Annotated in this window: 22 protein-coding genes; 11 read left to right on the forward strand and 11 right to left on the reverse strand. The window is 71.3% G+C overall.

Annotation, left to right across the window (positions count from 1 at the left end; all coding sequences use genetic code 11):
• Positions 1-29 precede the first annotated feature (29 nt).
• The 10 genes from ACZ6ZP_RS13175 to ACZ6ZP_RS13220 all read right to left on the reverse strand — a co-directional run bounded on the left by ACZ6ZP_RS13175 (position 30) and on the right by ACZ6ZP_RS13220 (position 11,644).
• Positions 30-539 carry a flavodoxin domain-containing protein gene (locus ACZ6ZP_RS13175; protein ID WP_366464426.1) on the reverse strand — a complete coding sequence of 170 codons (510 nt, stop codon included), beginning with the start codon at positions 537-539 and terminating at the stop codon, positions 30-32.
• A gap of 16 nt (positions 540-555) precedes the next feature.
• Positions 556-1,287, reverse strand: coding sequence for a CBS domain-containing protein (locus ACZ6ZP_RS13180; protein WP_366464427.1), 732 nt, complete (start codon positions 1,285-1,287; stop codon positions 556-558).
• Positions 1,288-1,496: 209 nt separating this feature from the next.
• Complete coding sequence (locus ACZ6ZP_RS13185; protein WP_469406759.1) at positions 1,497-3,872, reverse strand: glycoside hydrolase family 65 protein; 2,376 nt, start codon at positions 3,870-3,872, stop codon at positions 1,497-1,499.
• 2 nt (positions 3,873-3,874) lie between these two features.
• Entirely contained in the window at positions 3,875-4,615 is a 741-nt protein-coding gene (locus ACZ6ZP_RS13190; protein ID WP_383816511.1) for an HAD family hydrolase, read from the reverse strand.
• The gene (gap, locus tag ACZ6ZP_RS13195) at positions 4,615-5,628 is read right to left on the reverse strand and encodes a type I glyceraldehyde-3-phosphate dehydrogenase (RefSeq protein ID WP_366461699.1); all 1,014 of its coding nucleotides are present in this window, start codon (positions 5,626-5,628) and stop codon (positions 4,615-4,617) included. The genes ACZ6ZP_RS13190 and gap overlap by 1 nt, the downstream gene beginning before the upstream one ends.
• 109 nt (positions 5,629-5,737) lie before the next feature.
• Complete coding sequence (locus ACZ6ZP_RS13200; RefSeq protein ID WP_366461698.1) at positions 5,738-6,610, reverse strand: universal stress protein; 873 nt, start codon at positions 6,608-6,610, stop codon at positions 5,738-5,740.
• A gap of 81 nt (positions 6,611-6,691) precedes the next feature.
• A complete protein-coding gene (locus ACZ6ZP_RS13205; RefSeq protein WP_469406762.1) occupies positions 6,692-7,600 on the reverse strand; it encodes a universal stress protein in 909 nt (302 codons plus the stop codon).
• Between the two features lie 105 nt (positions 7,601-7,705).
• Entirely contained in the window at positions 7,706-8,434 is a 729-nt protein-coding gene (gene pflA, locus ACZ6ZP_RS13210; RefSeq protein ID WP_469406764.1) for a pyruvate formate-lyase-activating protein, read from the reverse strand.
• 14 nt (positions 8,435-8,448) lie between these two features.
• A complete protein-coding gene (gene pflB, locus ACZ6ZP_RS13215; protein WP_469406765.1) occupies positions 8,449-10,704 on the reverse strand; it encodes a formate C-acetyltransferase in 2,256 nt (751 codons plus the stop codon).
• 31 nt (positions 10,705-10,735) lie between these two features.
• On the reverse strand, positions 10,736-11,644 hold the full coding sequence (locus ACZ6ZP_RS13220; protein ID WP_469406767.1) for a universal stress protein: 909 nt from the start codon (positions 11,642-11,644) through the stop codon (positions 10,736-10,738).
• A gap of 279 nt (positions 11,645-11,923) precedes the next feature.
• Between ACZ6ZP_RS13220 and ACZ6ZP_RS13225 the strand changes: the two genes are divergently transcribed.
• From ACZ6ZP_RS13225 to ACZ6ZP_RS13240, 4 genes are all read left to right on the forward strand, one after another.
• Positions 11,924-12,388: a cyclic nucleotide-binding domain-containing protein gene (locus tag ACZ6ZP_RS13225; RefSeq protein ID WP_366461694.1), complete on the forward strand. Its 465-nt coding sequence runs from the start codon at positions 11,924-11,926 to the stop codon at positions 12,386-12,388.
• A gap of 34 nt (positions 12,389-12,422) precedes the next feature.
• Positions 12,423-13,097, forward strand: a complete 675-nt coding sequence (locus ACZ6ZP_RS13230) for a CBS domain-containing protein (RefSeq protein WP_469406769.1) — start codon at positions 12,423-12,425, stop codon at positions 13,095-13,097.
• Positions 13,098-13,264: 167 nt separating this feature from the next.
• Positions 13,265-13,966 carry a response regulator transcription factor gene (locus ACZ6ZP_RS13235; RefSeq protein WP_366461692.1) on the forward strand — a complete coding sequence of 234 codons (702 nt, stop codon included), beginning with the start codon at positions 13,265-13,267 and terminating at the stop codon, positions 13,964-13,966.
• Positions 13,967-14,097: 131 nt separating this feature from the next.
• Positions 14,098-15,090 (forward strand): Acg family FMN-binding oxidoreductase, encoded by a 993-nt coding sequence (locus ACZ6ZP_RS13240; RefSeq protein WP_469406771.1) that lies wholly within the window; start codon positions 14,098-14,100, stop codon positions 15,088-15,090.
• On the opposite strand, the gene ACZ6ZP_RS13245 is transcribed toward ACZ6ZP_RS13240, so the two are convergent.
• Positions 15,079-16,812, reverse strand: coding sequence for a sensor histidine kinase (locus tag ACZ6ZP_RS13245; protein WP_469406773.1), 1,734 nt, complete (start codon positions 16,810-16,812; stop codon positions 15,079-15,081). The two genes, ACZ6ZP_RS13240 and ACZ6ZP_RS13245, sit on opposite strands and share 12 nt — an antisense overlap.
• Before the next feature lie 257 nt (positions 16,813-17,069).
• Here ACZ6ZP_RS13245 and ACZ6ZP_RS13250 point away from each other — a divergent pair, with 257 nt between their 5' ends.
• From ACZ6ZP_RS13250 to ACZ6ZP_RS13280, 7 genes are all read left to right on the forward strand, one after another.
• Complete coding sequence (locus tag ACZ6ZP_RS13250) at positions 17,070-17,954, forward strand: universal stress protein (protein ID WP_469406774.1); 885 nt, start codon at positions 17,070-17,072, stop codon at positions 17,952-17,954.
• A gap of 133 nt (positions 17,955-18,087) precedes the next feature.
• Positions 18,088-18,942, forward strand: a complete 855-nt coding sequence (locus ACZ6ZP_RS13255) for a universal stress protein (RefSeq protein ID WP_469406775.1) — start codon at positions 18,088-18,090, stop codon at positions 18,940-18,942.
• A gap of 217 nt (positions 18,943-19,159) precedes the next feature.
• Complete coding sequence (locus tag ACZ6ZP_RS13260; protein WP_469406776.1) at positions 19,160-20,032, forward strand: universal stress protein; 873 nt, start codon at positions 19,160-19,162, stop codon at positions 20,030-20,032.
• Positions 20,033-20,356: 324 nt separating this feature from the next.
• The gene (locus tag ACZ6ZP_RS13265) at positions 20,357-21,373 is read left to right on the forward strand and encodes a universal stress protein (RefSeq protein ID WP_366461686.1); all 1,017 of its coding nucleotides are present in this window, start codon (positions 20,357-20,359) and stop codon (positions 21,371-21,373) included.
• A 277-nt stretch (positions 21,374-21,650) separates the two neighbouring features.
• On the forward strand, positions 21,651-23,036 hold the full coding sequence (locus ACZ6ZP_RS13270) for an MFS transporter (RefSeq protein ID WP_469406777.1): 1,386 nt from the start codon (positions 21,651-21,653) through the stop codon (positions 23,034-23,036).
• A 62-nt stretch (positions 23,037-23,098) separates the two neighbouring features.
• Positions 23,099-23,959 carry a shikimate dehydrogenase gene (locus ACZ6ZP_RS13275; protein WP_351157233.1) on the forward strand — a complete coding sequence of 287 codons (861 nt, stop codon included), beginning with the start codon at positions 23,099-23,101 and terminating at the stop codon, positions 23,957-23,959.
• A 56-nt stretch (positions 23,960-24,015) separates the two neighbouring features.
• On the forward strand, positions 24,016-25,821 hold the full coding sequence (locus ACZ6ZP_RS13280) for a bifunctional sugar phosphate isomerase/epimerase/4-hydroxyphenylpyruvate dioxygenase family protein (RefSeq protein WP_469406778.1): 1,806 nt from the start codon (positions 24,016-24,018) through the stop codon (positions 25,819-25,821).
• The last annotated feature ends 40 nt before the right edge of the window (positions 25,822-25,861 follow it).

A 25,861-nucleotide genomic window follows, 5' to 3' on the forward strand; every position in this document is an offset into this window, starting at 1 on the left:
TCTCTCCGTCCGCCACGCGATGCGCAGGGTCAGTCGGCTTTCGGCTCGTCCGTGAGGCCGGTCGCGATGCGGCCTGCCCAGGCCTCGATCTCCGCGAAGTCACGGAAGTCCCCACCTTTGCCGGAAGACACGATCTTCCGGGCGATGAATCCCTTCGCCCCCTCTTCGAGGCATCCCCCGAAGGTCACGTGGTCCCTGGCACCGAGCCGGACCATGGCCCGCTTCACGCCGGGTACGGGTGCGATGTCGCGCTCCGAGGCCGAGGCGTCGAGCGGGCCGCTGCTGAAGAGCCACAGCGGGCGCCGGGTCAGTTCGCGGCCGTGGCGACGCACGAACCGGCGGGCGTCCTTGTGCCAGCGCCCGGCGTAGAGAGCGCCTCCGACCACCACGGCGTCGTAGGAGCCCACGTCCGTCACGGATCGGGCCGGCACTGCCGTTGCCGACATGCCCCGCTCGCGCAGGACCTCGGCGATGGTCCGCGCGATCCGCGCGGTTGACCCGTTCGTCGTTCCGTAGGCGACCAACACGCTGTCGAGCATGGCGGTTCGCCTCCTCTCACAGCTTTCGCAGCCATGCGTCGGTGACGCCGTGCAGTGACTGCTCGTCCGGCTTGAGGTGTGAGTCGTCCAGCCGGTAGGTGAGGTTGGCGACCACCGCGACGACGCCGTCGACCTGGTGCGTCATGGAGACGGCGATCTCCGTCTCGCTCTTGCGCTCCATCTGGCCGGTGAGGGTGACCACGCCTTCGGTCACGGAGACGTCGATGATCTGAGGCGCCAGCCACAGGGTGCGTACCAGAACCTCCTTGATCACCTCGTCACGGATGTCGGCGTCGGGCCGCAGGAACACCTGAAGCAGGTCGTGCCGCGTGACGATGCCGACGAGCCGTTCCTCCTCGTCCAGAACGGGCAACCGCTCCACGCGCCGCTGCGCCATGGTGCGGGCGGCTTCGACGATGGTGTCGTCGGCGTGCACCGTCACGGGCGGTTCGGTCATCAGCTGGCCTGCGGTGCGGGCCTTCGCCTTCGCGGCCTGTTTCCTGGAGCCGCGGGTCAGCGCGGCGAGCCGGAGATGGTGCTGCGGCTCGAAGGGGTCGGGGGCGGCTGCTTGACGGGCCATCAGGTCGGTTTCCGAGATCACCCCGACGACCTTCTCGTCCTCGTCCACCACCGGCAGCCCACTGATGTGGTGGTCGGCGAGCAGGCGTGCCACTTCCTTGAACGGGGTGCCGTATGCGGCACGGATGACCTCCGTGGTCATCACGGAGCCGACCTTGTCGTGCTTCATGAGTGTTCCTTCCTCAGCGAAGTCGGCGCAGAGGACCGCGAGGTCGACGGGCCGCTGCGAGCACGGGGGGCAGCCTGTCGTCCGTCATGACGGATCTCCTCCATGTCTGGTGACACTTCGAGCATCCAGCCGCCGGGAGCGGGGCCCCATGGGCTGTCCGGGGGCCATATGGGGCCGGTCGGCCCTAAGCCACGGTGTCCGGCGCGACGTCAGCTCGGCAGGGTCAGTGCGCAGGACTCCCCGGGTGCCACCGACACCGTGCGATCCGCGAAGGCGACGGAGATCGGTTCGCGATCGGAGTCCGGCACGGTGATGCGCAGCGTTCCCGCCCGCAGTCGCAGTCGGATGCCCCAGTGGCCCTGGTAGCGGATCGAGAAGCCGTACTCCGACAGCTCCGGCAGCGGGACGGGGTCGAACCGCAGGGCACCGCCCCTGGTCTCCAGGCCCGTCAGACCCCGCTGTACGAGATCGAGCGTGCCCGCCATGGCACCCAGGTGGATGCCCTCGCCGGTGGTGCCGCCCTGGATGTCGGCGATGTCTCCGGAGAGCGCCTCCTGCACGAAGTCCCAGGCATGGGCGCGCCGGGCGCGGGCCAGTACCCAGCCGTGGACGAGGCTGCTGAGGGTCGAGCCGTGGCTGGTGCGGGCCAGGTAGTAGTCGACGGTGCGCTGCCAGGTGATGTCGTCGAGCGTGTGGCCCAACCGCCGGAACGTGCCCTGGAGTTCGGCGGGCGCGAAGAGGTACCCGAGCATCAGGACATCTGCCTGTTTGGACGCCTGGTAGCCGTTGACGGTGTCGCCCTCGGCCTCCAGGATCCGGTCCAGACGCCGGATGTCCCCGTAACGGTCCCGGTAGGCCTGCCAGTCGAGCTCGGCGAGGTCGCCGTATCCCTGGAACTGGCTGATGACACCGGCGTGGAAGGGCACGTGCAGCTTCCGGGAGACGTCCTCCCACGTGTCGAGCTCGGCGGAGTCGAGCCCGATGCGCTCGAAGAGGTCCCGGCGGCGGGGCTCGGGCAGATCGCGCAGGACATCGAGCGTGCGGGCGAGGACCCAGGACGCCATCACGTTGGTGTAGGCGTTGTCGTCGAGGCCGGGGGAGGCGGCGCCGGGGTAGCTCTCGTGGTACTCGTCGGGGCCGACGACTCCGCGCATGCGGTAGCGGCCCAGCGTTTCGTCGTACGTCGCCATGCCCGTCCAGAAGCGGGCGATCTGTGCCAGCATCTCGGCGCCCTTGGTGTGCAGGAACTCCGTGTCGCCGGTGGCCTGGCAGTACTGCCACACGTTGTACGCGACGGCCGAACCGACGTGGTGCTGGAGCCGTGAGTGGTCGGGCAGCCACCGTCCTGAGCGTGGGTTCAGGTGGAGCTGCTGGGTCTCCTCGCGGCCGTCGCTGCCGCTCTGCCAGGGATACATCGCACCGCTGTGCCCGGCGTCGCGGGCGGCGACGCACGCCTGCTCCAGGCGCCGGTGACGGTAGGTGAGCAGAGCTCGGGAGACCTCCGGGAAGTGCAGGTTGAGGTAGGGAAGGACGAACAGCTCGTCCCAGAAGACGTGGCCGCGATACGCCTCTCCGTGCAGCCCACGGGCCGGGACACCGACATCGAGTTCCGCGGTGTGCGGGGACAGGGTCTGCAGCAGGTGGAAGAGGTGGAGCCGCAGCACCGGACCCGCACCGGTCGGCACGTCCAACTCGGCGTTGCGCCACAGCTCTTGCCACGCGGTGCGGTGGGAGACGAGCAGGGAGCCGACCTCGAGGGCGCGGCCGACCCGGTCGACGGCCGCGTGCAGCGGGTCGCCGATCGCCGGATCGCGTGAGGTGTGCAGGGCGACCGCCTTGTCGACGGTCACGGTCCGTCCGTCGGTCAGGGAGAGGCGCAGCAGTTGGGAGGCCCGCCCGCGCTCGTGCTGTGTCGTGGTGCGGGCGGGCGCGTCGGTGACCGTCCGGGCGGCCAGGCTCACCCGGATGTCCGAGGTGCTGGTGCGACAGCGCAGCCACACCGTGTCCGGCGCCGAAGCGCCGGTGTGGACGTGTGTGAGGTGCTGGGAGGCCAGTGAGCGGTAGCGCTCGACGCCCTCGTTGGCCACCGTCCCGTCGAGGGCGGACTCGACCTCGGCCTCTCCGGACCAGCCCTCGGCGGTCAACTCGGTGCGCAGAACGGCCAGATGGGGGTCGGCCATGTGGGCCAGGCTCAGTTGGCGCACGGCGAGACGCCGGCCATGCTCGTCCTCGTAGCGCACGGTGCGTTCCAGGGTGCCGGCGGCCAGGTCGAGAGCCAGGTGGTGGTCGAGCACCTTGTGGGTGTCCGGTGTGAGCCAGGTGCCCGTGTCCGTGCGGACGCGCAGCGGCAGCCAGTTGGGCAGGTTGACCATGTCCTCGTTCTCGACCTGGCGTCCGGCCACTTCCGAGGTGAGCCGGTTGTAGCAGCCCGCCACGTACGTCCCCGGATAGTGGACGGAGTCGGCTGCGCACTCGGGGGCCGCGCCGCGGGTGGCGAAGTAGCCGTTGCCGAGGCTGCACAGGGACTCGCGCAGACGCACCTCCGCCGGGTCGTATCCCTCGTACTCCCAGGTCCAGTCGCGCATCCTCAGTCCTCCGAGTCCAGTAGCTCCGCGAGGTCCTCGACCACCAGGTCCGCCCCGTGCTTCAGCAGCGCGGCACGGGTGGCCGAGGTGCGGGTCCGGTCCACCCCGATCACCGCGCCGAAGCCGCCGCGGCGCCCGGCCTCTACTCCGGCCAGGGCGTCCTCGACGACGGCGGCGCGAGCCGCGGGGGTCCCGAGACGGCGGGCCGCCTCCAGGAACAGGGCCGGGTCGGGTTTGCCGGCCAGCTGAAGGCGGGCGGCCTCGGAGCCGTCCACGAGTACGTCGAAGAGAGCGCGCACTTTGGCGTGTTCGAGAAGTTCACGCGCGTGCCGGGAGGCCGACACCGCGGCTGTCGCGAGGCCGGCGGAACGCAGGACCCCCAGCAGCCGGACGGTGCCGGGATAGGCGTCGATGCCGTGCTCGCGCAGGCGGTCGGTGAACAACCGCTCCTTGTCGGCGGCGACGGTCCGGACCTCGGCCCGGGAGGGGGACAGGCCCTGGGACTCCAGGTAGGCCCTTGCTCCGTCGAGACGCGACTTGCCGTCGACGTACCGGAGGTAGTCGTCCTGTACGTCGAAGGGGTGCCTGCCGCGCAGCAGAGGGAAGGCGTCGAAGGCCGTCTTCCACGCGGCGGCGTGCACCCGGGCAGAGTCCGTGATCACACCGTCGGTGTCGAAGACCACGGCCGCGGTGCCCCGCAGCACGCGGGGCACCGCGGCCGTGCCGCCCTGGTCGGTGTCCATCAGCGGTCGGCCACCAGCGCCGTGAGGTCCAGGAGCCGGTTGGTGTAACCCCACTCGTTGTCGTACCAGCCGAAGACCTTCACCAGGTTTCCGTTCGCCTGCGTCAGGGCGGGGTCGAAGACGCACGACGCCGGGTCCCCGATGACGTCGCGGGAGACGATGGGCGACTTCGACACCCGCAGGATGCCGTTCAGCGTGCCGTTCGCGGCTTCGGCGAAGGCGGAGTTGACCTCGTCGGCCGTCGTGTCGCGGCGCAGCACCACCGCGAGGTCGGTGAGCGAGCCGTCCTCCACCGGCACACGGACGGCGATGCCGTCCAGGGCACCCGCCAGCTCCGGCAGCACCAGGCCGACGGCGCGGGCCGCACCGGTACTGGTCGGGATGATGCTCAGCGCCGCCGAGCGGGCCCGCCGCAGGTCCTTGTGCGGGCCGTCCAGCAGGGCCTGGTCGTTGGTGTAGCCGTGGATGGTGGTCATCACACCCCGGTCGATGCCGAAGGTCTCGTGCAAGACCTTTACCATCGGCGCCACACAGTTGGTGGTGCAGGAGGCCGCCGACACGATGCGGTCACCGTCGTGGTCGTACGTGGCGTCGTTGACGCCCATCACGATGGTCGCGTCCGCGTTCTTGCCGGGTGCGGAGAGCAGCACCGTGTGGGCGCCGCTCTTCAGGTGCAGGGCGGCCGAGTCGCGGTCGCGGAACCGGCCGGTGGACTCGACGACGATGTCGGCACCGTGGTCGGCCCAGCGGAGGGCCGCCGGGTCGTGCTCGGCGGTGACGGCGATACGCCGGCCGTCGACGGTGATCGAGCTGTCGTCGTGGGTGACCTCGCGGTCGATCCGGCCGAACGTCGAGTCGAATTCAAGCAGGTGGGCCAGGGTGGCGGGTGGCGCGACGTCGTTGACGGCGACGACCTCGACGTACTGCGTCCCCGCGTCCGCCCGGTCCAGTGCCGCGCGCAGGTAGGTGCGGCCGATGCGGCCGAAGCCGTTGATGCCGACACGTAGGGTCATGGCGATGAACTCCTTAGCGACGTGAGGGTTTCGGGCGGTCCAGGACCAGTGCCGACCGGTAGCTACGCCCGCCGCGTGACCCGCGGACGTACACCTTTGGCCACGGCCCTCACACTCTCTGCGGTACGACGGCGACCGGGCAGGCGGAGTGGTGCAGGACGGCGTGCGCGACCCGGCCCAGCTGCAGTCCGAAGCGCCCGTGCCGGCGTCGGGCGCCGACGACGAGCAGGTCGGCATCGGCCGAGGCGGCCAGGAGCGCCTTCTGGGCGGGGCCTTCGACGGTCCGCCGGTGCAGCTCCACTTCCACCGGGAGGTTCAGCAGCGCCGCTTCCAGGAGCGAGGCGGCCCGCTGCTCGTGCAGCCGGGCCGGTTCGCCCGTCAGGAGCGGATGGTCGGTGGTCTCGTGCGCCGGGCACCGCCAGGCACGTACCGCCTCCAGGGACACCCCGCGGTGCGCCGCCTCCTGGACGGCGAAGCGCACGGCCGCCGAGCTCTCCGGCACCTCGCCGACCCCCACCACCACGCGTCCGTGCGTCGCGGGCCTCGCCCGGTTGTCGTGACTGCCGCGCAGCACGATCACGGGGCAGTCGGCACGGGCCGCGACCGCGAGGCACACCGAGCCGAGCAGCAGCTCGGCGATGCCGCTGCGGCCGCGAGAGCCCAGCACCAGCGCGCACGCGTTGCGCCCTTCGTCCAGCAGCGCGGGCACCGGCTCGTCGAGCAGTACCTCGGTGGAGATCTTCACGTCCGCCTCGCGGCGGTGTGCGCGCTGCGCGGCGGCATCGACGATGGTGTCGGCCTGTACGGGTTCCGAGGTCTGGCCCATCTCCCCGGCGAACGCCGTCCCCTCGTAGCGCTCCCACAGTGAGGCGTACACCAGCCGCAGCGGCGCCCCGCGCAGGGCGGCCTCGCCCACAGCCCAGTCGACGGCGCGCAGACTGGTGTCGGATCCGTCGACGCCCACCACCAGGGGCAGTTCCATCGTCGTCACCTTCCTGTGTCGCGATCGAAGCCGAAAGCTCGTACGACGGCTGCCTTCATGACGTCCTCCCGTCCCGGCCGGTCATCGGTGCGCGACGACGGCGACGGGGGCGGCGGCGTGGTGCAGGACGGCGTGGGTGACCGGACCGATGTGGGCGCCGACGGAACTACGCCGGATGCGACGGCCGACCACGACCAGGCAGGCCGCTCGGGAGGCGGCGACCAGCTGGTCGGCCGGCGTCCCGTACCGGGACTCCTCGACGACCTCGACGGAGGGGAATTTCCGCCGCCACGGCCGCATGATCTCCCTGAGCGCGACGGCCTCCTGCCGGGACAGCTCGCTGTGGAAGTCGAGGTCGGCGCAGAGGCCGTAGGCGTAGTAGGGCGGTGGATTCCAGGCGTGGACGACCCGCAGGGTGGTGGCGCGGTGCTCGGCCGCGTCGAAGGCGAACGCGACGAGCGAGGCGTCCGGGTCGTGGTCGGTGGCCAGACCCAGGACCACGGGCCGATAGGGGGTCGCGGCGGACGGGATGCCCGCCGGGTCCATCAGATGCTCGTCCGCGGCCTGTTCACCGGCGCGGACCAGGACCACCGGCCGCTCCGCGTGCGCCACGACGGCCTGGCCGACCGAGCCGACCAGGAACCCGCCGATCCCACTCATGCCGCGGGAGCCCAGGGCGAGCAGTTCGGCGTCCTTCGCCAGCCCCGACAACAGAGCGGCGGGCTGCCCGGAACGGTCCTCCGCACTGATCTCGACACCGGGGTGTCGCAGCCGCAGGCCCTCGGCCGACTCGCGCGGCACCCGCTCGCCCCAGTGCTGCTGCGTCTCCGTGCCGAGGAGCGGTGCCTGCGCGATCGGATCCGGCAGGGGCTCCCGGACGTGGACCAGCTTCAGCGGCAGTCGGCGCATGGCGGCCTCACGGGCCGCCCATTCAGCTGCTGCCTGGCTCTCGGGCGAGCCGTCGAGGCCCACGACGATGGGGCGGGGCATGGTCTCCACCTCCTGAAGTCCTTGTCCGGTTCCAGCTTCGTGCCGATCGGAACGGTCGTGCAGGGGCCACAGGTACCTGGCTGGGGCCGTTCGGCCCTCGGGCATTCAGTACGCCGACAGCTCGTACGCGCGGAACTGGTCGCGGACCCGCTCGGTCAGGCCGGGGGCGGGGGACGGGTGGTCGCGCAGCGGGAAGGGAAGGCCCAGAGCCTCGTACTTGGCGGCACCGAGCTTGTGGAAGGGAAGGACGTCGACGCGTTCGACGCTGCCGAGGCCCGCGACGAAGCGGGCCAGACCGTCCACGGCCGCCGGGGCGTCGGTCCAGCCGGGAACCAGGACGTACCGAATCCACATCGGGACGCCGAGCAGGTCGAGCCGCGTGGCGAAGTCGAGGGAAGGCAGCAGCTCGGCGCCGGTCAACTTCCGATAGGTCGTGGCGTCGAAGGACTTGATGTCCAAGAGCACCAGATCCGTGTCGGTGAGCAGCTCGTCGGTGGCGCGGGCGCCGAGGAAACCGGAGGTGTCCACGGCGGTGTGCAGCCCGGCTTCCTTGCAACGGTGCAGAAGTTCCGCAGTGAAAGCGGGCTGGAGCAGGGGCTCGCCGCCCGTGATCGTCACCCCTCCGCCGGCCGCGGTGACGAAGGCCCGGAACTTCTCGATCTCGGCCATCACTTCGTCGACGGTGGCGCTCCGCCCGTCCCGCATGTGCCAGGTGTCGGGGTTCGCGCAGTAGAGGCAGCGCAGAGGGCAGCCACTGGTGAAGAGCACGAACCGGGTCCCGGGGCCGTCCACGCCGGTGGACAGGTCCCAGGAGTGGATCCGACCGGTCGTCATCGTCTTCACCGTGCTCACAGCGCGCCGTGGAAGGTGCGGCTGATGACGTCGAGCTGCTGCTCGCGGGTCAGACGCACGAAGTTGACGGCGTACCCGGAGACCCGGATGGTCAACTCCGGGTACTTCTCCGGGTGTTCCATTGCATCCTCCAGCGTCCCCCGGTCCAGCACGTTGACGTTCATGTGAAAGCCGCCGGACGCGGTGTACGCGTCGAGGACGCCGACCAGGTTGGCCGCGCGCTCGGCCGGGTGGTGGCCAAGGCCCTCCGGCGTGACCGTCGTGGTCAGCGAGATGCCGTCGCGGGCCTGCTCGTACGGGAGCCTTGCGACCGAGAGCGCGGAAGCGGCCACGCCGTGGCGGTCGCGGCCGTTCATGGGGTTGGCGCCCGGGGCGAAAGGCTCACCGGCACGGCGCCCGTCGGGAGTGTTGCCCGTGTGCTTGCCGTAGACGACGTTGGAGGTGATCGTCAGCACCGACTGGGTGTGCTCGGCGTCCCGGTAGGCGGGGTGCTCGCGCACCTTGGCCATGAAGGACTCGACCAGCTCCACCGCGATGGAATCCACGCGGGCGTCGTTGTTGCCGAATGCCGGCCAGTCGCCCTCGGTCTCATAGTCCACCGCCAGCCCGGTGGCGTCCCGGATCACCTTCACCCGCGCGTACTTGACGGCGGACAAGCTGTCCGCGACGACGGAGAGCCCCGCGATGCCGCAGGCCATGAAGCGGTGCACGGGATGATCGTGGAGGGCCATCTCTATGCGCTCGTAGGCGTACTTGTCGTGCATGAAATGGATGACGTTGAGCGTGTTGACGTACGTCGCCGCCAACCAGTCCAGCACCTGGTCATAGGCGGCCATCAGCTCGCCGTAGTCCAGGTACTCGCCGTCCAGTGCGGGCCTCTTGGGCGCGATCTGCTCCCCGCTCATCTCGTCCCTGCCGCCGTTGATCGCATACAGCAGCGCCTTCGCGAGATTGACCCTCGCCCCGAAGAACTGCATCTGTTTCCCGACCGCCATGGCCGACACGCAGCAGGCGATCGCGGTGTCGTCGCCGGTGCGCGGGCGCATCAGCTCGTCGGACTCGTACTGGATGGAGCTGGTGTCGATCGAGGCCTGGGCGCAGAAGTCCTTGAACCCGGCCGGCAGCCGGGGCGACCACAGCACCGTCAGGTTGGGCTCGGGCGCCGGCCCGAGGTTGTAGAGGGTCTGAAGGAAGCGGAAGGAGGTGCGCGTGACCAGCGGCCGGTCGTCGGCGCCGATGCCGCCGATGGATTCCGTCACCCAGGTCGGATCGCCGGAGAAGAGCGCGTCGTACTCAGGGGTGCGCAGGAACCGTACGATCCGCAACTTGATCACGAAGTCGTCGATCAGTTCCTGGGCGCGGGTCTCGTCGATGGCCCCCTCGGTCAAGTCCCGCTGAAGGTAGATGTCCAGGAAGGTGGACGTGCGGCCCAGCGACATCGCGGCGCCGTTCTGCTCCTTCACGGCGGCGAGGTAGCCGAAGTAGAGCCACTGCACGGCTTCCCGGGCGCTGGTCGCGGGCCGGGAGACGTCACAGCCGTAGGTGGCCGCCATGCGCGTCAGCTCGTCCAACGCCCTGATCTGCTCGGCGATTTCCTCGCGGTCACGGATGACGTGCTCCAAGGACGGCTGCGCGTCCAGCAGAGCGCGTTCGGCGCGCTTGGCCGCCGTGAGCAGGGCGGTTCCGTACAGGGCCACCCGTCGGTAGTCGCCGATGATCCGGCCGCGACCGTACGCGTCGGGCAGCCCGGTGATGATCCCCGCCTTGCGGGCGGCCCGCATCTCGGGGGTGTACGCGTCGAAGACCCCGTCGTTGTGTGTCTTGCGGTACGTCCCGAAGACGCGGGTGACGAAGGGGTCGAGCTCGTACCCATAGGCCTTGAGCCCGCTCTCGACCATCCGCAGGCCGCCGCCCGGCATGATGGCGCGCTTCAGTGGGGCATCGGTCTGCAGGCCGACGATCAACTCCCGCTCGCGGTCGATGTACCCCGGCTCGTGCGAGGTGATCGTCGACGGAGTCGCGGTGTCGATGTCGAGGATGCCGTTGCCGCGTTCCTTCGGGAACAGTGCGCTGACCGTCTCCCATACGGTTCGCGTGCGATCCGTGATCCCCGACAGGAATGCGGAACTGCCTTCGTAGGGCGTGTAGTTGGCCTGAATGAAGTCACGCACGCTGATGCTGTCGCGCCATCGCGCCCCGATGAAGCCACGCCACGCGCGTGCCTGATCCCGGTCCACCGTCGCTGCTTTCATCGCGGGTCTCCCTCGGTCCGTCACGGCCGTTTCAGTTGTGCGGGACAACGGCCACCGGGCAGTGGATGTGGTGCAGCGCCGCGTGCGTGACGGCGCCGATGTGCGCGCCGAGGCGCCTGTCCCGTATCCGGCGTCCCACGACGACGAGAGAGGCTCCCGCTGACGCGCTCACCAGTGCGGTGGCGGCCCGCCCTTCGCGGACGGTCTCGACCACGGAGACCTCCGGGTACTTCTCGCACCACGGACGCAGCGTCGCGTGTACGGCACGTTCCTGTGCGGCGAGCAGCTCCGGTCCGCGGAACGGAACCTGCGGGCCTTCGGCCGGCTGGTCGTGTGTCACGCGAAAGGCGTGGATCACGTGCAGTTCGGAGCGGTGGCGCCGCGCGAACTCGAAGGCGAACTCGATCAGCTCATCACAGGGGTGGTGGGTGTCCAGGCCGAGGACGACATCGCGGAACGGGGTCTCGGGTATCTCGTCGGGGGAGATGCCGTCCACGGCGGGAAAGTGCTCGGCGGCGCTGCTCTCGCCCATCCGTACGAGCACCAAGGGGCGGGAGGACCTGGCGATGACCCGCTGGGAGACCGAACCGAGCATGGCTCCGGCGACTGCGCCGAAGCCACGGGAACCGAGCACCAGAAGCTCCGTGTCGGCGGCCGAGGTCAGCAGGGCGGCCACCGCGGAGTCGGTCACCAGCCGCTCGACGACCGGCAGCCCCGGGTGCGCCGCGCGAATGGCGCTCGCCGCCCGGTCCAGGATCTGTTCGGCCCACTCGTGCTCGCTCCTGTCCGCGGGGACGGAGGGGGCGGGCCGGGGGTGCCACGTCCAGGCGTGCACGAGATTCAGCGCGGCACCACGACGCACGGCCTCACGGGCCGCCCAGTGCGCGGCGGCGAGACTCTCGGCGGATCCATCGATTCCTGCGGTGATGTGCGGACGCATGGTGGGGGCCCTCCTGTATCCGTTCCCGTCCCGTCTCGTACCGAGCCTTGTACGGGAGCGCCCTCGCGCGCAGGGGCCGCACAGCCCTTTCACGGGACCCTTCGGCCCAGGGGGTCACCGCCGCTCTTCGCCGACGTGCCGCGCGCCTTCGCCGGATCACGGGTGCGCCGTGCGGTGCCGGTTGGCCCGGTCGGCGGGCCGGGTGGCCCATGGTCTGCGATCACGGCACGGGCACATGCTGAACGTGGCAGGTCAGTACGCCCGTCCTGGAGGGCCGTCATGAACTCTTCGACCACTCACAGCATGCTGCGGGCCCTGCCCGCCGAGTATCACCAGCGGTTGATGCGCATCGCGCGCGAGGTGTCCTTTCCGCAAGGAACCCGTCTCTTCGAGGAGGGCGGACGCGCCGACCGGTTCTGGATCATCCGCACCGGCGCGGTCAGCCTCGACATCCACGTGCCCGGCCGGCGGCCCGCCGTCGTCGAGACCCTCGGACACAACGAACTCGTCGGCTGGTCCTGGCTGTTCGCACCGCACACCTGGCACCTGGGGGCCGAGACCACGACGCCTGTACGGGCGTACGAGTTCGACGCCGCCGCGGTTCGGGCCATGTGCCAGGACGACCCCGCCCTGGGCTGCGCGGTCAGCCAGTGGGTGGGCAACATCCTCGCCCGCCGGCTGCGTTCGTCCCGCGTCCGGCTGCTTGACCTGTACGCCCCGTACGGAAGCGGAAGCACCCTGTGACAGACCGGAAACCCGACGCGATCAAGGAGGGACGATGCACGGCACGCCGCACATCGTGAGCGACGTCATGACCCACACGGTCGCCGCCGTCGGCCGCGGGGCGCGCTTCAAGGAGATCGTTCAGATGATGCAGGAGTGGCAGGTCAGCGCGCTGCCGGTCGTGGAGGGCGAGGGCCGCGTCGTCGGTGTGGTCTCCGAGGCCGACCTCCTGCCCAAGGAGGAGTTCCGCGACAGCGACCCCGACCGCTCCACGCAGCTGCGGCGCCTGACCGACCTCGCCAAGGCCGGCGCCCTGACCGCGGGAGAGCTGATGACCTCTCCCGCTGTCACCGTCCACCCGGACGCGACGCTCGCCCAGGCCGCACGGACGCTGGCGCACGCCAAGGTCAAGCGCCTCCCCGTCGTCGACACCCTGGGCTTGCTGGAGGGCATCGTCAGCCGCGCGGATCTGCTGAAGGTGTTCCTCCGCGACGACGAGGAGATCGCCGAGGAGGTCCGCAGGGAGGTCGCCGCGTACCTCTTCCCTCCGCCGGCCTCAAGCGTCCGGATAAACGTCCGGGAGGGAGTCGTGACGCTCGCCGGGCACGTCCGCGACACGTCCTTGGTCCCCGTGGCCGCGCGGCTGGTCCGAGCCGTCGAGGGCGTCGTGGACGTGGAGTTCGAGGTTGACGGGCACGGCCGGTCTTCGGAGGAAGCGGCCGCCATGTAGAAGAGAAAGGTGGCGGCCGCAGCACGCACACCGTGGTCAGTGGGCCGGGCAGGGCGCATGGTGGGTATGAGTGGGCCGGTCGGCCCTAGTGGATCCAGACCCGGAGGGTGATGATCGCCTCACGGACAGCCCGCAGTCTGTCAGCCGTCGGGGAACAAGGGGTCGTCATGACCGAGGCACGCATCTTCACTGAGCAGCACCCGATCCGCGTCTTCCTGCTGGACGACCACGAGGTCGTACGGCGTGGTCTGGCCGACCTCCTGGACGCCGAACCGGACATCTTGGTGGTCGGCGACGCCGAGAACGTCGAGCACGCGCTCGTCCGCGGCCCTGCCCTCCGTCCGGACGTCGCCGTCCTCGACGTGCGCCTGCCCGACGGGGACGGGATCACGGTCTGCCGCGAGCTGCGCAGCCAGATGCCGGAGCTTGCCGTGCTGATGCTGACGTCCTTCGACGACGAGGACGCCCTGCTCGACGCGATCATGGCGGGAGCCGCGGGTTACGTCCTCAAGCAGATCAAGGGCTCCGATCTGATCTCGGCCGTACGTACCGTTGCCTCGGGCCAGTCCATGCTCGACCCCGCGACGACCGCCCGGCTGATGCGCTCGCTGCGCGCCGATCCCGCCGACACCCCGGCCGTCGCCCCCGAGCTGGCAAGCCTTTCGCCGCGCGAGCGGGACATCCTCGAGCTCATCGGAGACGGGCTCACCAATCGCGAGATCGGCAAGAAGCTCTACCTGTCCGAGAAGACCGTCAAGAACCACATCTCCCGCCTGCTGGCCAAACTGGGCGTGCACCGGCGGGTCCAGGCGGCGGTCCTCGCCTCCCAACTGGACCGCCCCGAATCGGGTGAACGGCCCGCGCGGTGACGTGTGTTCGGGCCGTCCGGCGCCGGCGGAGGCCGGTCGGCCCCTCCTCCCTCGGCTCCCGGCAGCCGCACGCTGGCAACGGCCGCCGAAAAGCCCTGTTGCCCCTCGGCGCAGGGCGGGGAGGAGTTTTGATGAAGTCTCCGACTCTCGATGTCCCGACCCTGGAGACGCTCGTCTCCGCCGCGGTGGCAGCCCCCTCGATCCACAACACCCAGCCCTGGCGCTTCCGGCTCGACCCGGACACCGTCACGCTGGAGATCCGCGCTGCCGCAGGCCGCGGTCTGCGGCACACCGATCCGAGCGGGCGTGCCCTGCACCTCTCCGTCGGCTGCGCACTGTTCAACCTGCGGGTGGCGGTGGCGCGGTTCGGCTGGGAACCGGTGCCTCGCGTGCTGCCCAGGCCGGACGAGCCCGACCTGCTCGCCACCGTACGGCTCGGCGGCGCAGCCAGGACCTCCTCGTCGTGCACGCGCCTGTACGACGCCCTGTGGCGTCGGCACAGCAGCCGGTTCCCCTTCTCTGACCGGCCGGTGCCCGCGAGTACGGGGGCCGAACTCACGGAGGCCGCCCACGCCGAAGGGGCGCTCCTGAGCCGTCCCGGGGCACGCGAGACCGACCGCCTGCTGCAGATCACGAGGGAGGCCGAGCACCGCAACACCGCCGACCCCGACCGGGCCACCGAAAGCCGCCGCTGGGTGCGTGAGCCGGACCTCATGGACCTGGGGATTCCGCTGGAGACGCTGGGACAGCAGGACTTCCGGGAACTGCTCCCGATGCGCGACTTCGGCGCACACCGGCACCCCTCGGTGCTGTCCGCCAGGCCCTTCGAGAAACGGCCGACGATCGCCGTGCTGTCGACCGGCCACGACCGCCGGGCCGACTGGCTGCGTGCCGGCCAGGCACTTGAGCACGTACTGCTCGTCGCCACCGCCCACGGCCTGCGGGCATCGCTGCTGCACCAGGCGCTGGAATGGCCCGACCTGCGAGTACGGCTCCTGCCGCTGGTGAGCGACCGGCGCGGCTACGCTCAGATGGTGGTCCGCCTGGGGTACGGCCCCGAGGGGCCCGTCTCTCCGCGGCGCGCGGCTCGGCACGTACTCGACGGCGCGCCGTCAGCTCCCTGAACCCGTCGGCACACGCCACATCAGACGGGTCCCGCCGCCACCGGGCCGCTCACCGAGCGTCAGGACGCCACCCAGTGTCCGGGCCCGGTCCTCCAGGTTCTTCAGCCCGCTGCGCTCGACCCCGGCGGGCACCCCGCAGCCGTCATCGGTCACACTCAGCGCCAGCTCTCCCTCAGCGCAGCGCAGATGCACGTCCACCGACCGTGCCCCCGAGTGCCGGGCCGCGTTGCTGAGCGCCTCGCCGAGCACCGCGAGCGCATGATCCGCGACATCGCCGGGGACGTCGGTGTCGACCAGACCCTCGATCCGCAGCGCGGGAGCGAAGCCGAACGAGGAGGCGGAGGCCTGTACCACCGCGGAGGCCCTGCCGCGCAGGCCGCTGTCCTCCTTGGCCCCGCCCCCGTGCGTGCGCAGCCCGAAGATGGTGGACCGAATAATCTTGATGGTGTCGTCGAGGTCGTCGACGGTCCGAGAGAGCCGTTCGGTGGCCTCGGGGTGGTCCACGAAGCGCTGCGTGCTCTGCAGGGTCATGCCGGCCGCGAAGAGCCGCTGGATCGCCAGGTCGTGCAGATCGCGTGCGATCCGGTCGCGGTCCTGGAGCAGCGTGATCTGCTCCGCGTCCCGGCGCCGCTCGGCGAGCTCCAGCGCCAGTGCCGCCTGGTCCGCGAAGCCGAGCAGCGGCCCGGTGTCGGCGTCCGAGAACGGCGTGTGGCCCGCCAGCCGCCCCAACAGCAACACGCCGCGCGCCTTGCCGCCCGCTCCCAGCGGCACCGCGACCACCGGCCCGAGCCCGGCCCACTGCGAGTCCGGCTCTGCGGTGCGGGCGTCCTCCGCCACGTCGGCGCTGACGACCGGCTCCGTCGTCGTGAGCACGGCCCCGACGAGTCCCTCCTGAGCCGGGAGGACCAGCCCGCTGCGCTGCCCCGCGTCCACCCCGACCGCGAGCATCGGCTGCAGCTCCTCGGCTCCGGACACGTACTCCGCGATCATCCCGACATCCGCGGAGGCGATCTCCCTGGCCTGCTCGACGATCAGTTCGAGGACCTCGGCACTGGGGGCGCCCGACAGCAACGTGCTCGTGACCTCCGCACTGGCCCGCATCCACCGCTCGCGCAGCCGGGTCTCCTCGTACAGCCGCGCGTTCTCGATGGCCACCCCGGCCGCGACGGCGAGCGTGGACAGCACCGCCTCGTCCTCGGCGTCGAACTCCTCAGCACCGCGCTTCTCGGTGAGGTAGATGTTCCCGAACACCCGGTCGCGCACCCGGATGGGCACTCCCAGGAAGGAGTGCATCGGCGGATGGTGGGCCGGGAAACCGTAGGAGGAGGGGTGCTGCGACAGTTCCGGCAGCCGCAGCGGGACGGGGTGCCGGATCAGCTCGCCGAGGATGCCGTGGCCGCTGGGCAGGTCACCGATCTCCGCGCTCTGCTCCTCGTCGATCCCCACCGTCAGGAACTCCGAAAGGCGGCGGTCGTCCCCGATCACGCCCAGCGCTCCGTACTCGGCGTCCACCAGCACCACGGCAGCTTCGACGATGCGCCGCAGCACCTGCGGCAGATCCAGCTCCCGGCCGACCGACAGCACCGCTTCCAGCAGGCTGTGCACGCGGTCCTGCGTCCCGCGCGCCGCGTCGATCCGCGACTGCAGCTCGTCCAGCAGCTCGTCCAGCCGCAGCTTGGGCAGGTGCTGCTCGGCGCCCTCGCCGCGTCCCTCCCCGCTCATGGCTTCCTCCAGCTGGTGCAGACAAGGCGCAGCGCATCGCGCTCCTCAGTCTCACCGTAGTAGTTGAGCAGCCGGACGGGGACTCGTGCGTGCCGCGGGTGGAGGCTTGGCCAATTTGCGCGCACGTCGGGGGAGGCCGGCCATCCAGGGCCGAATGTCCCTTGTTGGGGCCGGTTCGCCCCTGCCGGGTCGGCCTGTTCGGTGGAACGGTCCGCAGCAGAGCCCCTGCCGGGGGCGTGGTGGAGGGTGGTGGCAGCGTGGACAGGCCCCTGATCGTCGTGGACAGGCCCTTGATCGTCGGAGTCGACGGCTCGGATTCGAGCCTGCGCGCCCTGGACTGGGCGGCGGACCAGGCCGCGGCGCACGGTGTGCCGCTGCGTGTCGTGCATGCCTCACGGTGGGAGTGGTACGAGGGGCACCAGCCCTCCTTCGGCAGCAACCGGCCCTCCGCGCAGGTGCTCGCGGGCCACATCGTGGCCTCGGCGGTCGAGCGCGCCCAGCGGCGCACCACCACCGTGAAGGTCACCGGCGAGGTGCTTTCCGAGGATCCGGCCCACGCCCTGGCGCGGCTCGGCCCGGACGCCGGCGCCGTCGTGCTCGGCAGCCGGGGCCGCGGCGCGTTCGCCGAACTGCTGCTCGGCTCGGTCAGCCTGTCCGTCGCCGCCCATGCCGCCTCGCCCGTGATCGTGGTACGCGGCCGCGAGAAGAACCTCCAGGCCGGATTCCACAACCTCGTCCTGGGCATCGACACCCCCCAAGAGGCCGCCCCGGCCGTGGAGTTCGCCTTCCGCGAGGCCCAGGCGCGCAACGCCTCGGTGACGATCGTCCACGCCTGGCGCTGCCCGGCCCGGGAAGTCCCCGACTTCCCCACGATGGTCCACGACGAACACCAGCAGCGCGCCTCGGCCCAGGTCGACGAGGCCGTACGGGAGGCGATGGCGACCCACCCCGACACCACGGTCTGCCGCGAGATCACCGAGGGACACCCCCGCACGGTGCTCCTCGACGCCTCCCGCACAGCCGACCTCCTGGTGGCCGGCGCCCGCCACCGCAAGGGCCACATCGGCATGCAACTCGGCCCCATCAACCACGCCCTGCTGCACCACGCCGCCTGCCCAGTGGCCATCGTCCCCCACACCTGACCACCGAACGCATGCCCATCGCCCCCGAACACGGAGAAGCGCGCCGTCGATCGGAGCTACCTCCCGAGCACCGGCTCGGGCCGACCGGATCTCGACCCGTTGATCCCCTGACCGAACCGTGGAGGTGCGCACCATGACCCCGCAACAGACCGTCACCGCAGGCATCGACGGTTCCCCCGAGAGTCTGGAGGCCGCCGACTGGGCGGCCCGGGAAGCCCTGCGGCGCGATATCCCGCTCCACCTGATCCACGCCTACGACCAGCCGGCGGAGCGCAGCCGGCTGCCCGAGATCGAGGTCCCGTTCCACCGTGAGAGCGGTGCGCTCGACCGTGCCGTCCTGCGGCTCTCCCGCGCGCACCCCACCCTGGGGATTCTCGACGAGCAGGTCACCGGCCCACCGGTGCGGGCGCTGTCGGCAGCGGCCGAATCCTCGGCCCTCCTGGTGCTCGGCTCACGCGGCTTCGGTGCGCTCGCCGGTGTCCTGGTGGGCTCGGTCGCCCTGGCCGTCGCGTCCCGGGCGGCCTGCCCGGTCGTCCTGGTGCGGGCGCGAGAGCATTCCGAGGACGAGCGCGAGGGCTCGGTGGCAGGCCCATCGCGCCCAGTCGTCCTGGGCCTCGACCTGGACCATCCTTGCGACGAGCTGATGGAGTTCGCCTTCTTCGCCGCGGCCGTCCGCGACGCACCGCTCCATGTCGTCCACACCTGGGCCATTCCCCTGATGCCCAGCGCCGACGCCACGGACCCCGCGCCGGAGAAGTCCCGTCTCCTCGCGGCCGCGCTGACACCGTGGAAGCACAAGTTCCCGGGGACGCAGGTCACCGAGCAACTCGTGCACGGACTGGCCGGACACCATCTGGTCAGGGCCGCGGCGGGGGCCGACCTGCTCGTCGTGGGCCGTCGGCTGCCTGCCGGGGAACGTCTCGGACGGACCGCACACTCGGTGATCCATCACGCCAAGGGGCCGGTCGCGATCGTTGCGCACAACTGATGTATCTCCGTCACGCCAAGGGCGGCACTCAGGGCGCGGAGCGCCAGCGGACGTGACGGCGTGACGGTCCGCACGGCGTCGTGCGAGAGCAGGGCCGGGTGGCCCGGGTCCGGGACCTCCGGCCCATGGAGGGCATGCCCGCGTCAGCGTGAGGATCAGGGGCGAGGCCGGTGGCCACAGCCGCAGGCCCGTCGTACCGGACCCGGAGGTGTTATTCATGCTCCGCCCCATCACCGTAGGCCTGGACGGATCGCCCGAGAGTCTGGCCGCCGCCCACTGGGCCGCCCGCGAGGCACGACGACGCGACCTGCCGCTGCGCCTGGCGCACGCCTGGATCTGGCAGCCGCACGATGTGCCCGTCGCCCAGGACAGGGAGGCCCAGAAGCACTGGGCGCTGCGCATCCTGCGCGAGACCAAAGCGGAACTGGAGGGCCTGTACCCAGAGCTGACGATCGACACTCGGCAATTCTCGGACCTGGCGGTCGAGGTGCTGCTCGATCAGGGGGAGAGCGCCGAGATGCTGGTCCTCGGCTCCAGTGGGCACGGCGCCATCGCCGGCTTCCTGCTCGGCTCCGTCGGTCAGACGGTGCTCGCCCGGGCGCGGTGCCCGGTGGTGATGGTACGGGCGAACGAGCGCTCGACCGCGGCGAGCGACGACAGCGAAGTGGTCGTGGGGGTCCAGGACTTGGGCGCCCCGGCCGAGCCGCTGCTGGAGTTCGCCTTCCGTGCGGCCGCCGCGCGCGGGGCCGCGCTGCGCGCCGTGCACGCCTGGAACCTCCCGCCGCTGTACGGGCACAGCCCCGTCGCCGGGCAGATGGCCAGCAAGGAGGGCGGTCTGACAGGGCAGATGGAGTCGGCCCTGTCAGACGTGCTTCAGCCGTGGCAGGACAAGTACAGCCAGGTCACGGTGGTCAAGACGGTCGACCTCGCCTTCGCGTCCGGAGTGGTGCTGCAAGCAGCCGCGGACGCCGGGCTCGTGGTCGTCGGCCGTCGGATGCACCGTCCCGCCCTCGCCATGCGCATCGGCCCTACCGCTCATGCCGTGCTCCACCACGCCGCCGCCCCCGTCGTGGTCGTCCCGCACGGCTAGGAGGCCCCGGCTCCTGGCCCCCGCCTCTCGCCGATCCGACCAGGCAGGAGTGGTGGACCCGATGCTGTCGGTCGTGCCACGTCAGCGCAACGCGCGTCCAGCAGCGGCCCATTCCGCTGTCCTGGTAGGTCACCTTCCAAGCGCTCGGTACGCCGTGCCCCGAAGAACCCCGTCGCGGTGGTGCGCGGAATCGCGAGGGGCCGGGCTCTTGAGCAGCCCGGCGGTGAGGCAGGGGTGGCGCAGGCTGTTCGGCCCTGGCCGTCCTCAGCGCCTGGTCCGGCTCAGGTGGGCGGGTGAGGCGCCGGGAAGGCTGCGGAGGAGACGGTGACAGCTCCTGTACGCACACCGATCGTCGTCGGCGTCGATGCCGCTTCGCCTTGCCGCACGGCCCTGGCGTGGGGAGCCGACGACGCGCACCGGCGCTGTCTGCCACTGCGCCTGGTCCTTGCCCAGAGGCCCGTCGATCAGCGCGGGCCCGTGCCCCTACGTCGTCGTGGTCGTGCGACCCGTCTGCCTGGAATCCGGCAGGCCCGTGACCCGCGCGCCGCCGCGGAGCAGGCCCTCCGTGAGGCGGTCGCCTTCGTGCGGAGCCGGCACCCTCGGCTTGAGGTCTCCACGCTGCTCGCCGCGGACGCGCCCGTGCCGGTTCTGCGCCGGCAGGTCCGCACCGCCGCAGCCCTGGTGCTCGGCTCCCGGGGGCCGAGCCGGCGCCAGGGCCCCTTCCCCACGGCCTCGGTCGCGCTGCCGGTCATCGCGCACGCCACCTGTCCGGTGGTGCTGGTGCGCGAGACCGCGTCCAGCCGACAGCCACCCTTCCTCGTCGTGGGTGTGAACGTCGGTTGGGACGGCCGCCGTCATTCCGCGGCCGCGGTCATCCATGCCTTCGAGGAAGCCGCCCGGCGCGGTGTGACGCTGCGGGTGCTGCATGTGTGGCGCCCTCCGCTCCTCGGCGTCCTGGACGAGCAGGCGGCCGTCCGCGAATGCCGCCGGATGCTGTCGGACATGGTCGCGGGCTGGCGCGTCGCTCACCCGGAGGTGGACGTGCACCACGCGGTGCTTTCCGGCCACCCGGCGCAGGTACTGACCCAGGAGTCCGCACACGCGCTCGCTCTCGTGGTGGGCACGCGCGGCCACGGCGGTGCGAGCGGCCCGCTGCGCGGTTCGCTCATCTTCCGCACGCTTCGTCGCGCCCGGTGCCCGGTCGTCGTCGTCCCGCAGCCGGGCGCCTGTCACCGGACAAGGGGAGGGCCGCGCCTCCGGCGGCTGTCCCGCGGGCCCCGGGTGGCTGTCGGCCGTTGGGTCCGCCTGGTCGCCTCCTTCGCCCGTGCCCGGCCGCAGTAGCCGAGGGGGAGCAACGCGTCCGCTCGGCACCAGGATTCCGCTCCGCTCGGATCCGACAGGTCTGTTACGGCCAGATGTATTGACACGGCCCCAGGGGCGGGCGAGCATCTCTCCCAAGTTAATTAACTATCTAGTGCGTTAACTACAGCACGTGCCGGGTGCGCACCCCCTCGCCACCCGTTCCGGCGTCCCCCCCCAGCAGCGCCGGCGCCGGCCCCCCGTCCCCCTCGCAGCCCGCCCCAGCCCGTGGGGACGCTGCTCTCCCCGAGGAGTTCACGTGTCCGCTCACCCACACCCACACCCACAGGCCGACAAGCCGTCGGCCGAGCCGCCCCAGGGCAGGCCCCGCAAGGCCGCCTTCGCCGCCTGGATCGGCAGCGCGCTGGAGTACTACGACTTCTTCATCTACGGCAGCGCCGCCGCCCTGGTCTTCCCCAAGGTCTTCTTCGACCCGGACGACCCGGCCACCGCCACCTTGATCTCGATGGCGACCTTCGGCGTCGCCTACGCCGCCCGCCCCCTGGGGGCTCTCGTCCTTGGCCACTTCGGTGACCGGCTCGGCCGCCGGAAGATCATGGTCTGGACGCTGATCCTGATGGGCCTCTCCACCTTCCTCATCGGCTGTCTGCCCACGTACGCGCAGGTCGGCACCGTCGCTCCGGTGCTCCTCGTGCTGATGCGCGTGTTCCAGGGGCTCTCCGCGGCCGGCGAGCAGGCCAGCGCCAACGCGATGACGCTGGAGCACGCGCCGGAAGACCGGCGCGGCTACTACACGAGCTTCACCCTCAACGGCACCCAGGCCGGTCAACTCCTCGCCACCCTGGTGTTCCTGCCGGTCGCAGCCCTTCCGGACGAGCAGCTCTACAGCTGGGGCTGGCGCATTCCGTTCCTGCTGAGCGCCCTGGTGGCGGTCGCCGGGTACGTCATCCGCCGCACACTGGAGGAGACCCCCGTCTTCCGGCAGGTCTCCGCCGACCAGGAGGTGGCCAGGATGCCGCTGGCGGAGCTGGTCAGGAACCACTGGGCCGATGTGCTGCGGGTGGTCGCGGCGGCGCTGATCGCGACGGTCAGCACGATCTTCTCCGTCTGGGCCCTCTCGTACGCCACCAGTGACGCGGTCGGTCTCGACAAGACCGGCATGCTCTGGGTCGCCGGCAGCGCCAACGCGGTGGCCCTGCTCGCCATCCCGCTCTGGGCCAGGCTCTCGGACCGCATCGGCCGCAAGCCCGTCTTCCTCGTCGGAGCGCTCGGCAGCGCAGTGATGATCTTCGTCTATCTGTGGGCGATCTCCACCGGCAGCTACCCGCTGGTCTTCGTGACCGGAGTGCTGCTCTTCGGTGTCGTCTACAGCGCGGCCAACGGCATCTGGCCCTCGTTCTACGGCGAGATGTTCCCCGCCAGGGTCCGCCTCTCCGGCATGGCCATCGGCACCCAGATCGGGTTCGCCGTCGCCGGCTTCGCGGTCACCTTCGCGGCACAGATCGCGGGCCCCGACGGCGACAACTGGCTCGGCGTCGCGATCTTCACCGCCGCCTTCTGCGCGATCTGCGCCATCGCCGTGGCCACCGGGCGCGAGACGCACCGCGTGCCCACGGCCGACCTCGGCCTGCGCGCCGGGGACGCGAAGGCGCCGACGACCGCGCCCGAGGCGGCCGCCCTCTGAACCGGCCGCGCCCACCGCGCCATCGTGAACGACCGTGCCAAGCCGACCCCCAGGAATACTCGATGACCTCGTACCTCACCGGCCTGATCGGCTCCGGCATCGGCCCCTCGCTGAGCCCCGCCCTGCACGAACGCGAGGCGGACCGGCACGGCGTGCGCCTGGTCTACCGCACCCTCGACATCGACGTCCTCGGCGTCGCGCCCGAGGCCGTCGGTGACCTGGTGCACGCCGCCCGGAGCCTCGGCTTCGACGGGCTGAACATCACCCACCCCTGCAAGCAGTTGGTCATCGAGCACCTGGACGAACTCGCCCCCGATGCCGCCGAACTCGGCGCGGTGAACACCGTCGTCTTCCGGGACGGGCGTGCCATCGGGCACAACACCGATGCCACCGGCTTCGCCCAGTCCTTCGCCCGCGGCCTGGCCGACGCGCCCACCGGCGACGTCGTGCAGCTCGGCGCGGGCGGTGCGGGCGCCGCCGTGGCGCACGCCCTGCTGAACCTCGGCGTCGACCGGGTCACCCTGGTCGACACCGACCCGGCCCGCGCCGCCGCCCTCGCCGCCGCACTGACCGCTCGCTTCGGCCCCGGCCGCGCGGTGTCCGCGCCGACCGGGGCGATGGCCGAGCGCCTCGCCGCCGCGGACGGGCTCGTCCACGCCACACCGACCGGCATGGTCGCGCACCCGGGCCTGCCCCTGCCGGTCACGCTGCTCAGGCCCGGACTCTGGGTGGCCGAAGTCGTCTACCGGCCGCTGGAGACCGAGCTGTTGCGCGAGGCCCGTGCCGTCGGCTGCCGCACCCTCGACGGTGGCGGTATGGCCGTCTTCCAGGCGGCCGACGCCTTCCGGCTCTTCACCGGGCTCGAACCGCACACCGGGCCGATGCTCGCCGACCTCGGCGATCTGGCCGCCTTCCCGGCCTGATACGGCCTCATGCCGCTCTGGTAACCGGCCTCGTACCGGCCTCACAGGAGGACATCATGCGTAAATCGATCGCCACCGTCTCGCTCAGCGGCCCGCTGTCCGAGAAGCTCACCGCCATCGCCACCGCCGGATTCGACGGCGTGGAGATCTTCGAGAACGACCTGGTGGGCGGGCCGCTCAGCCCCGAGGAGGTACGCCTTCGCTGTGCGGATCTGGGCCTGGGCATCGACCTCTACCAGCCGTTCCGCGACTTCGAGGCCGTCCCCGCCGACGTCCTCGCCCGCAATCTGCGCCGCGCGGAACGCAAGTTCGCCGTGATGGAGCGCCTGGGCGCGGACCTGCTCCTCGTCTGCTCCAGCGTCGCCCCCGAGGCGGTCGACGACGACGCGCTCGCCGCCGAGCAACTGCGGCTGCTCGCCGACCGGGCGGCGGCCCACGGCATCCGCATCGCCTACGAGGCCTTGGCCTGGGGCCGGCACGTCAGCACGTACGACCACGCCTGGCGGATCGTCGATCAGGCGGACCACCCGGCCCTGGGCACCTGCCTCGACAGCTTCCACATCCTCTCCCGCGGCTCCGACCCCAAGGGCATCGCGGACATCCCCGGCGAGAAGATCTTCTTCCTCCAGCTGGCGGACGCACCGCTGATGGCGATGGACGTCCTCCAGTGGAGCAGGCACTACCGCTGCTTCCCCGGCCAGGGCGGCTTCGACCTCGCCCCGCTGGTCGCCGCCACCGTAGGGGCCGGATACCAAGGGCCCCTGTCGCTCGAAGTGTTCAACGACGTCTTCCGGCAGGCGGGAGCGGCATCCACCGCCCTCGACGCGCTCCGCTCGCTGCTCCTCCTGGAGGAATCGGCCGGCCTGTCCACGCTCCCCGCCGCGGCCGTGCCCTCCGGCTTCGCCTTCGCCGAGCTGACCGCGGCCGACACCGAACCGCTGCGCGGAGTGCTCGACGCCCTCGGCTTCGCCCACACCGCACGGCACACCTGGAAGCCGGTCGAGCTGTGGGAACAGGGGGAGGCCCGCATCCTGCTCAACACCGGGGTCAGCGGCCGTCGTCAGGACCCGGCGCTGACGGCCATCGGCGTGGAGACCCCCGAACCGCACCGGGCCGCGCGGCGCGCCGAGGCGGTGCTCGCACCTGTGGTGCCGCGCCGTCGGGCAGCACGTGACGCACCGCTTGACGCGGTGGCCGCACCCGACGGCACGGAGGTCTTCTTCTGCCGCACGGACCAGCCCGACCACCCCAGCTGGAGAGGCGACTTCACCGACCTGCCGGCGCGTGCCGTGCCGCCGCAGCGGCGCGAACCGGCCGCCGCCGTCCGCCGCATCGACCACATCGCCCTCACCCAGCCCTGGCACCAGTTCGACGAGGCAGCGCTGTTCCACCTGGGCGTGCTGGGCCTGGAGGCGGACGGCAGCCTCGATCTGGCCGATCCCTATGGCCTCGTACGCAGCCGGGCCGTCGCGTCCCCCGACGGCGGTGTGCGCGTCGTCCTGAACATCGCCCCGGCGCCGGACGCCGAGGGCGCCCGCCTCCAGCACATCGCGCTGGCCACGGACGACATCGTCGGCGCCGCCCGGCGCGTCCTGGACAGCGGCACGGGCCTGCTGCCGATCTCCGCCAACTACTACGACGACCTCGCCGCCCGGTACGAGCTGGAGCCCGAGCGCCTGGCCACCCTCGCGGAGCTCGGCATCCTCTACGACCGGGACGAGAACGGGGAGTTCCTCCACTGCTACACCGCCACCGTCGGGCGCGTCTTCTTCGAGTTGGTGCAGCGCACGGGCGGCTACCGGGGCTACGGAGCGCAGAACGCGGCCGTACGGCTGGCCGCCCAGCACCTTCATCAGCATTAGCCGCCATCAGCACCAGCATTAGACTGACCGGCGCCGATGA

The organism is Streptomyces sp. NPDC054047 (assembly GCF_055585065.1).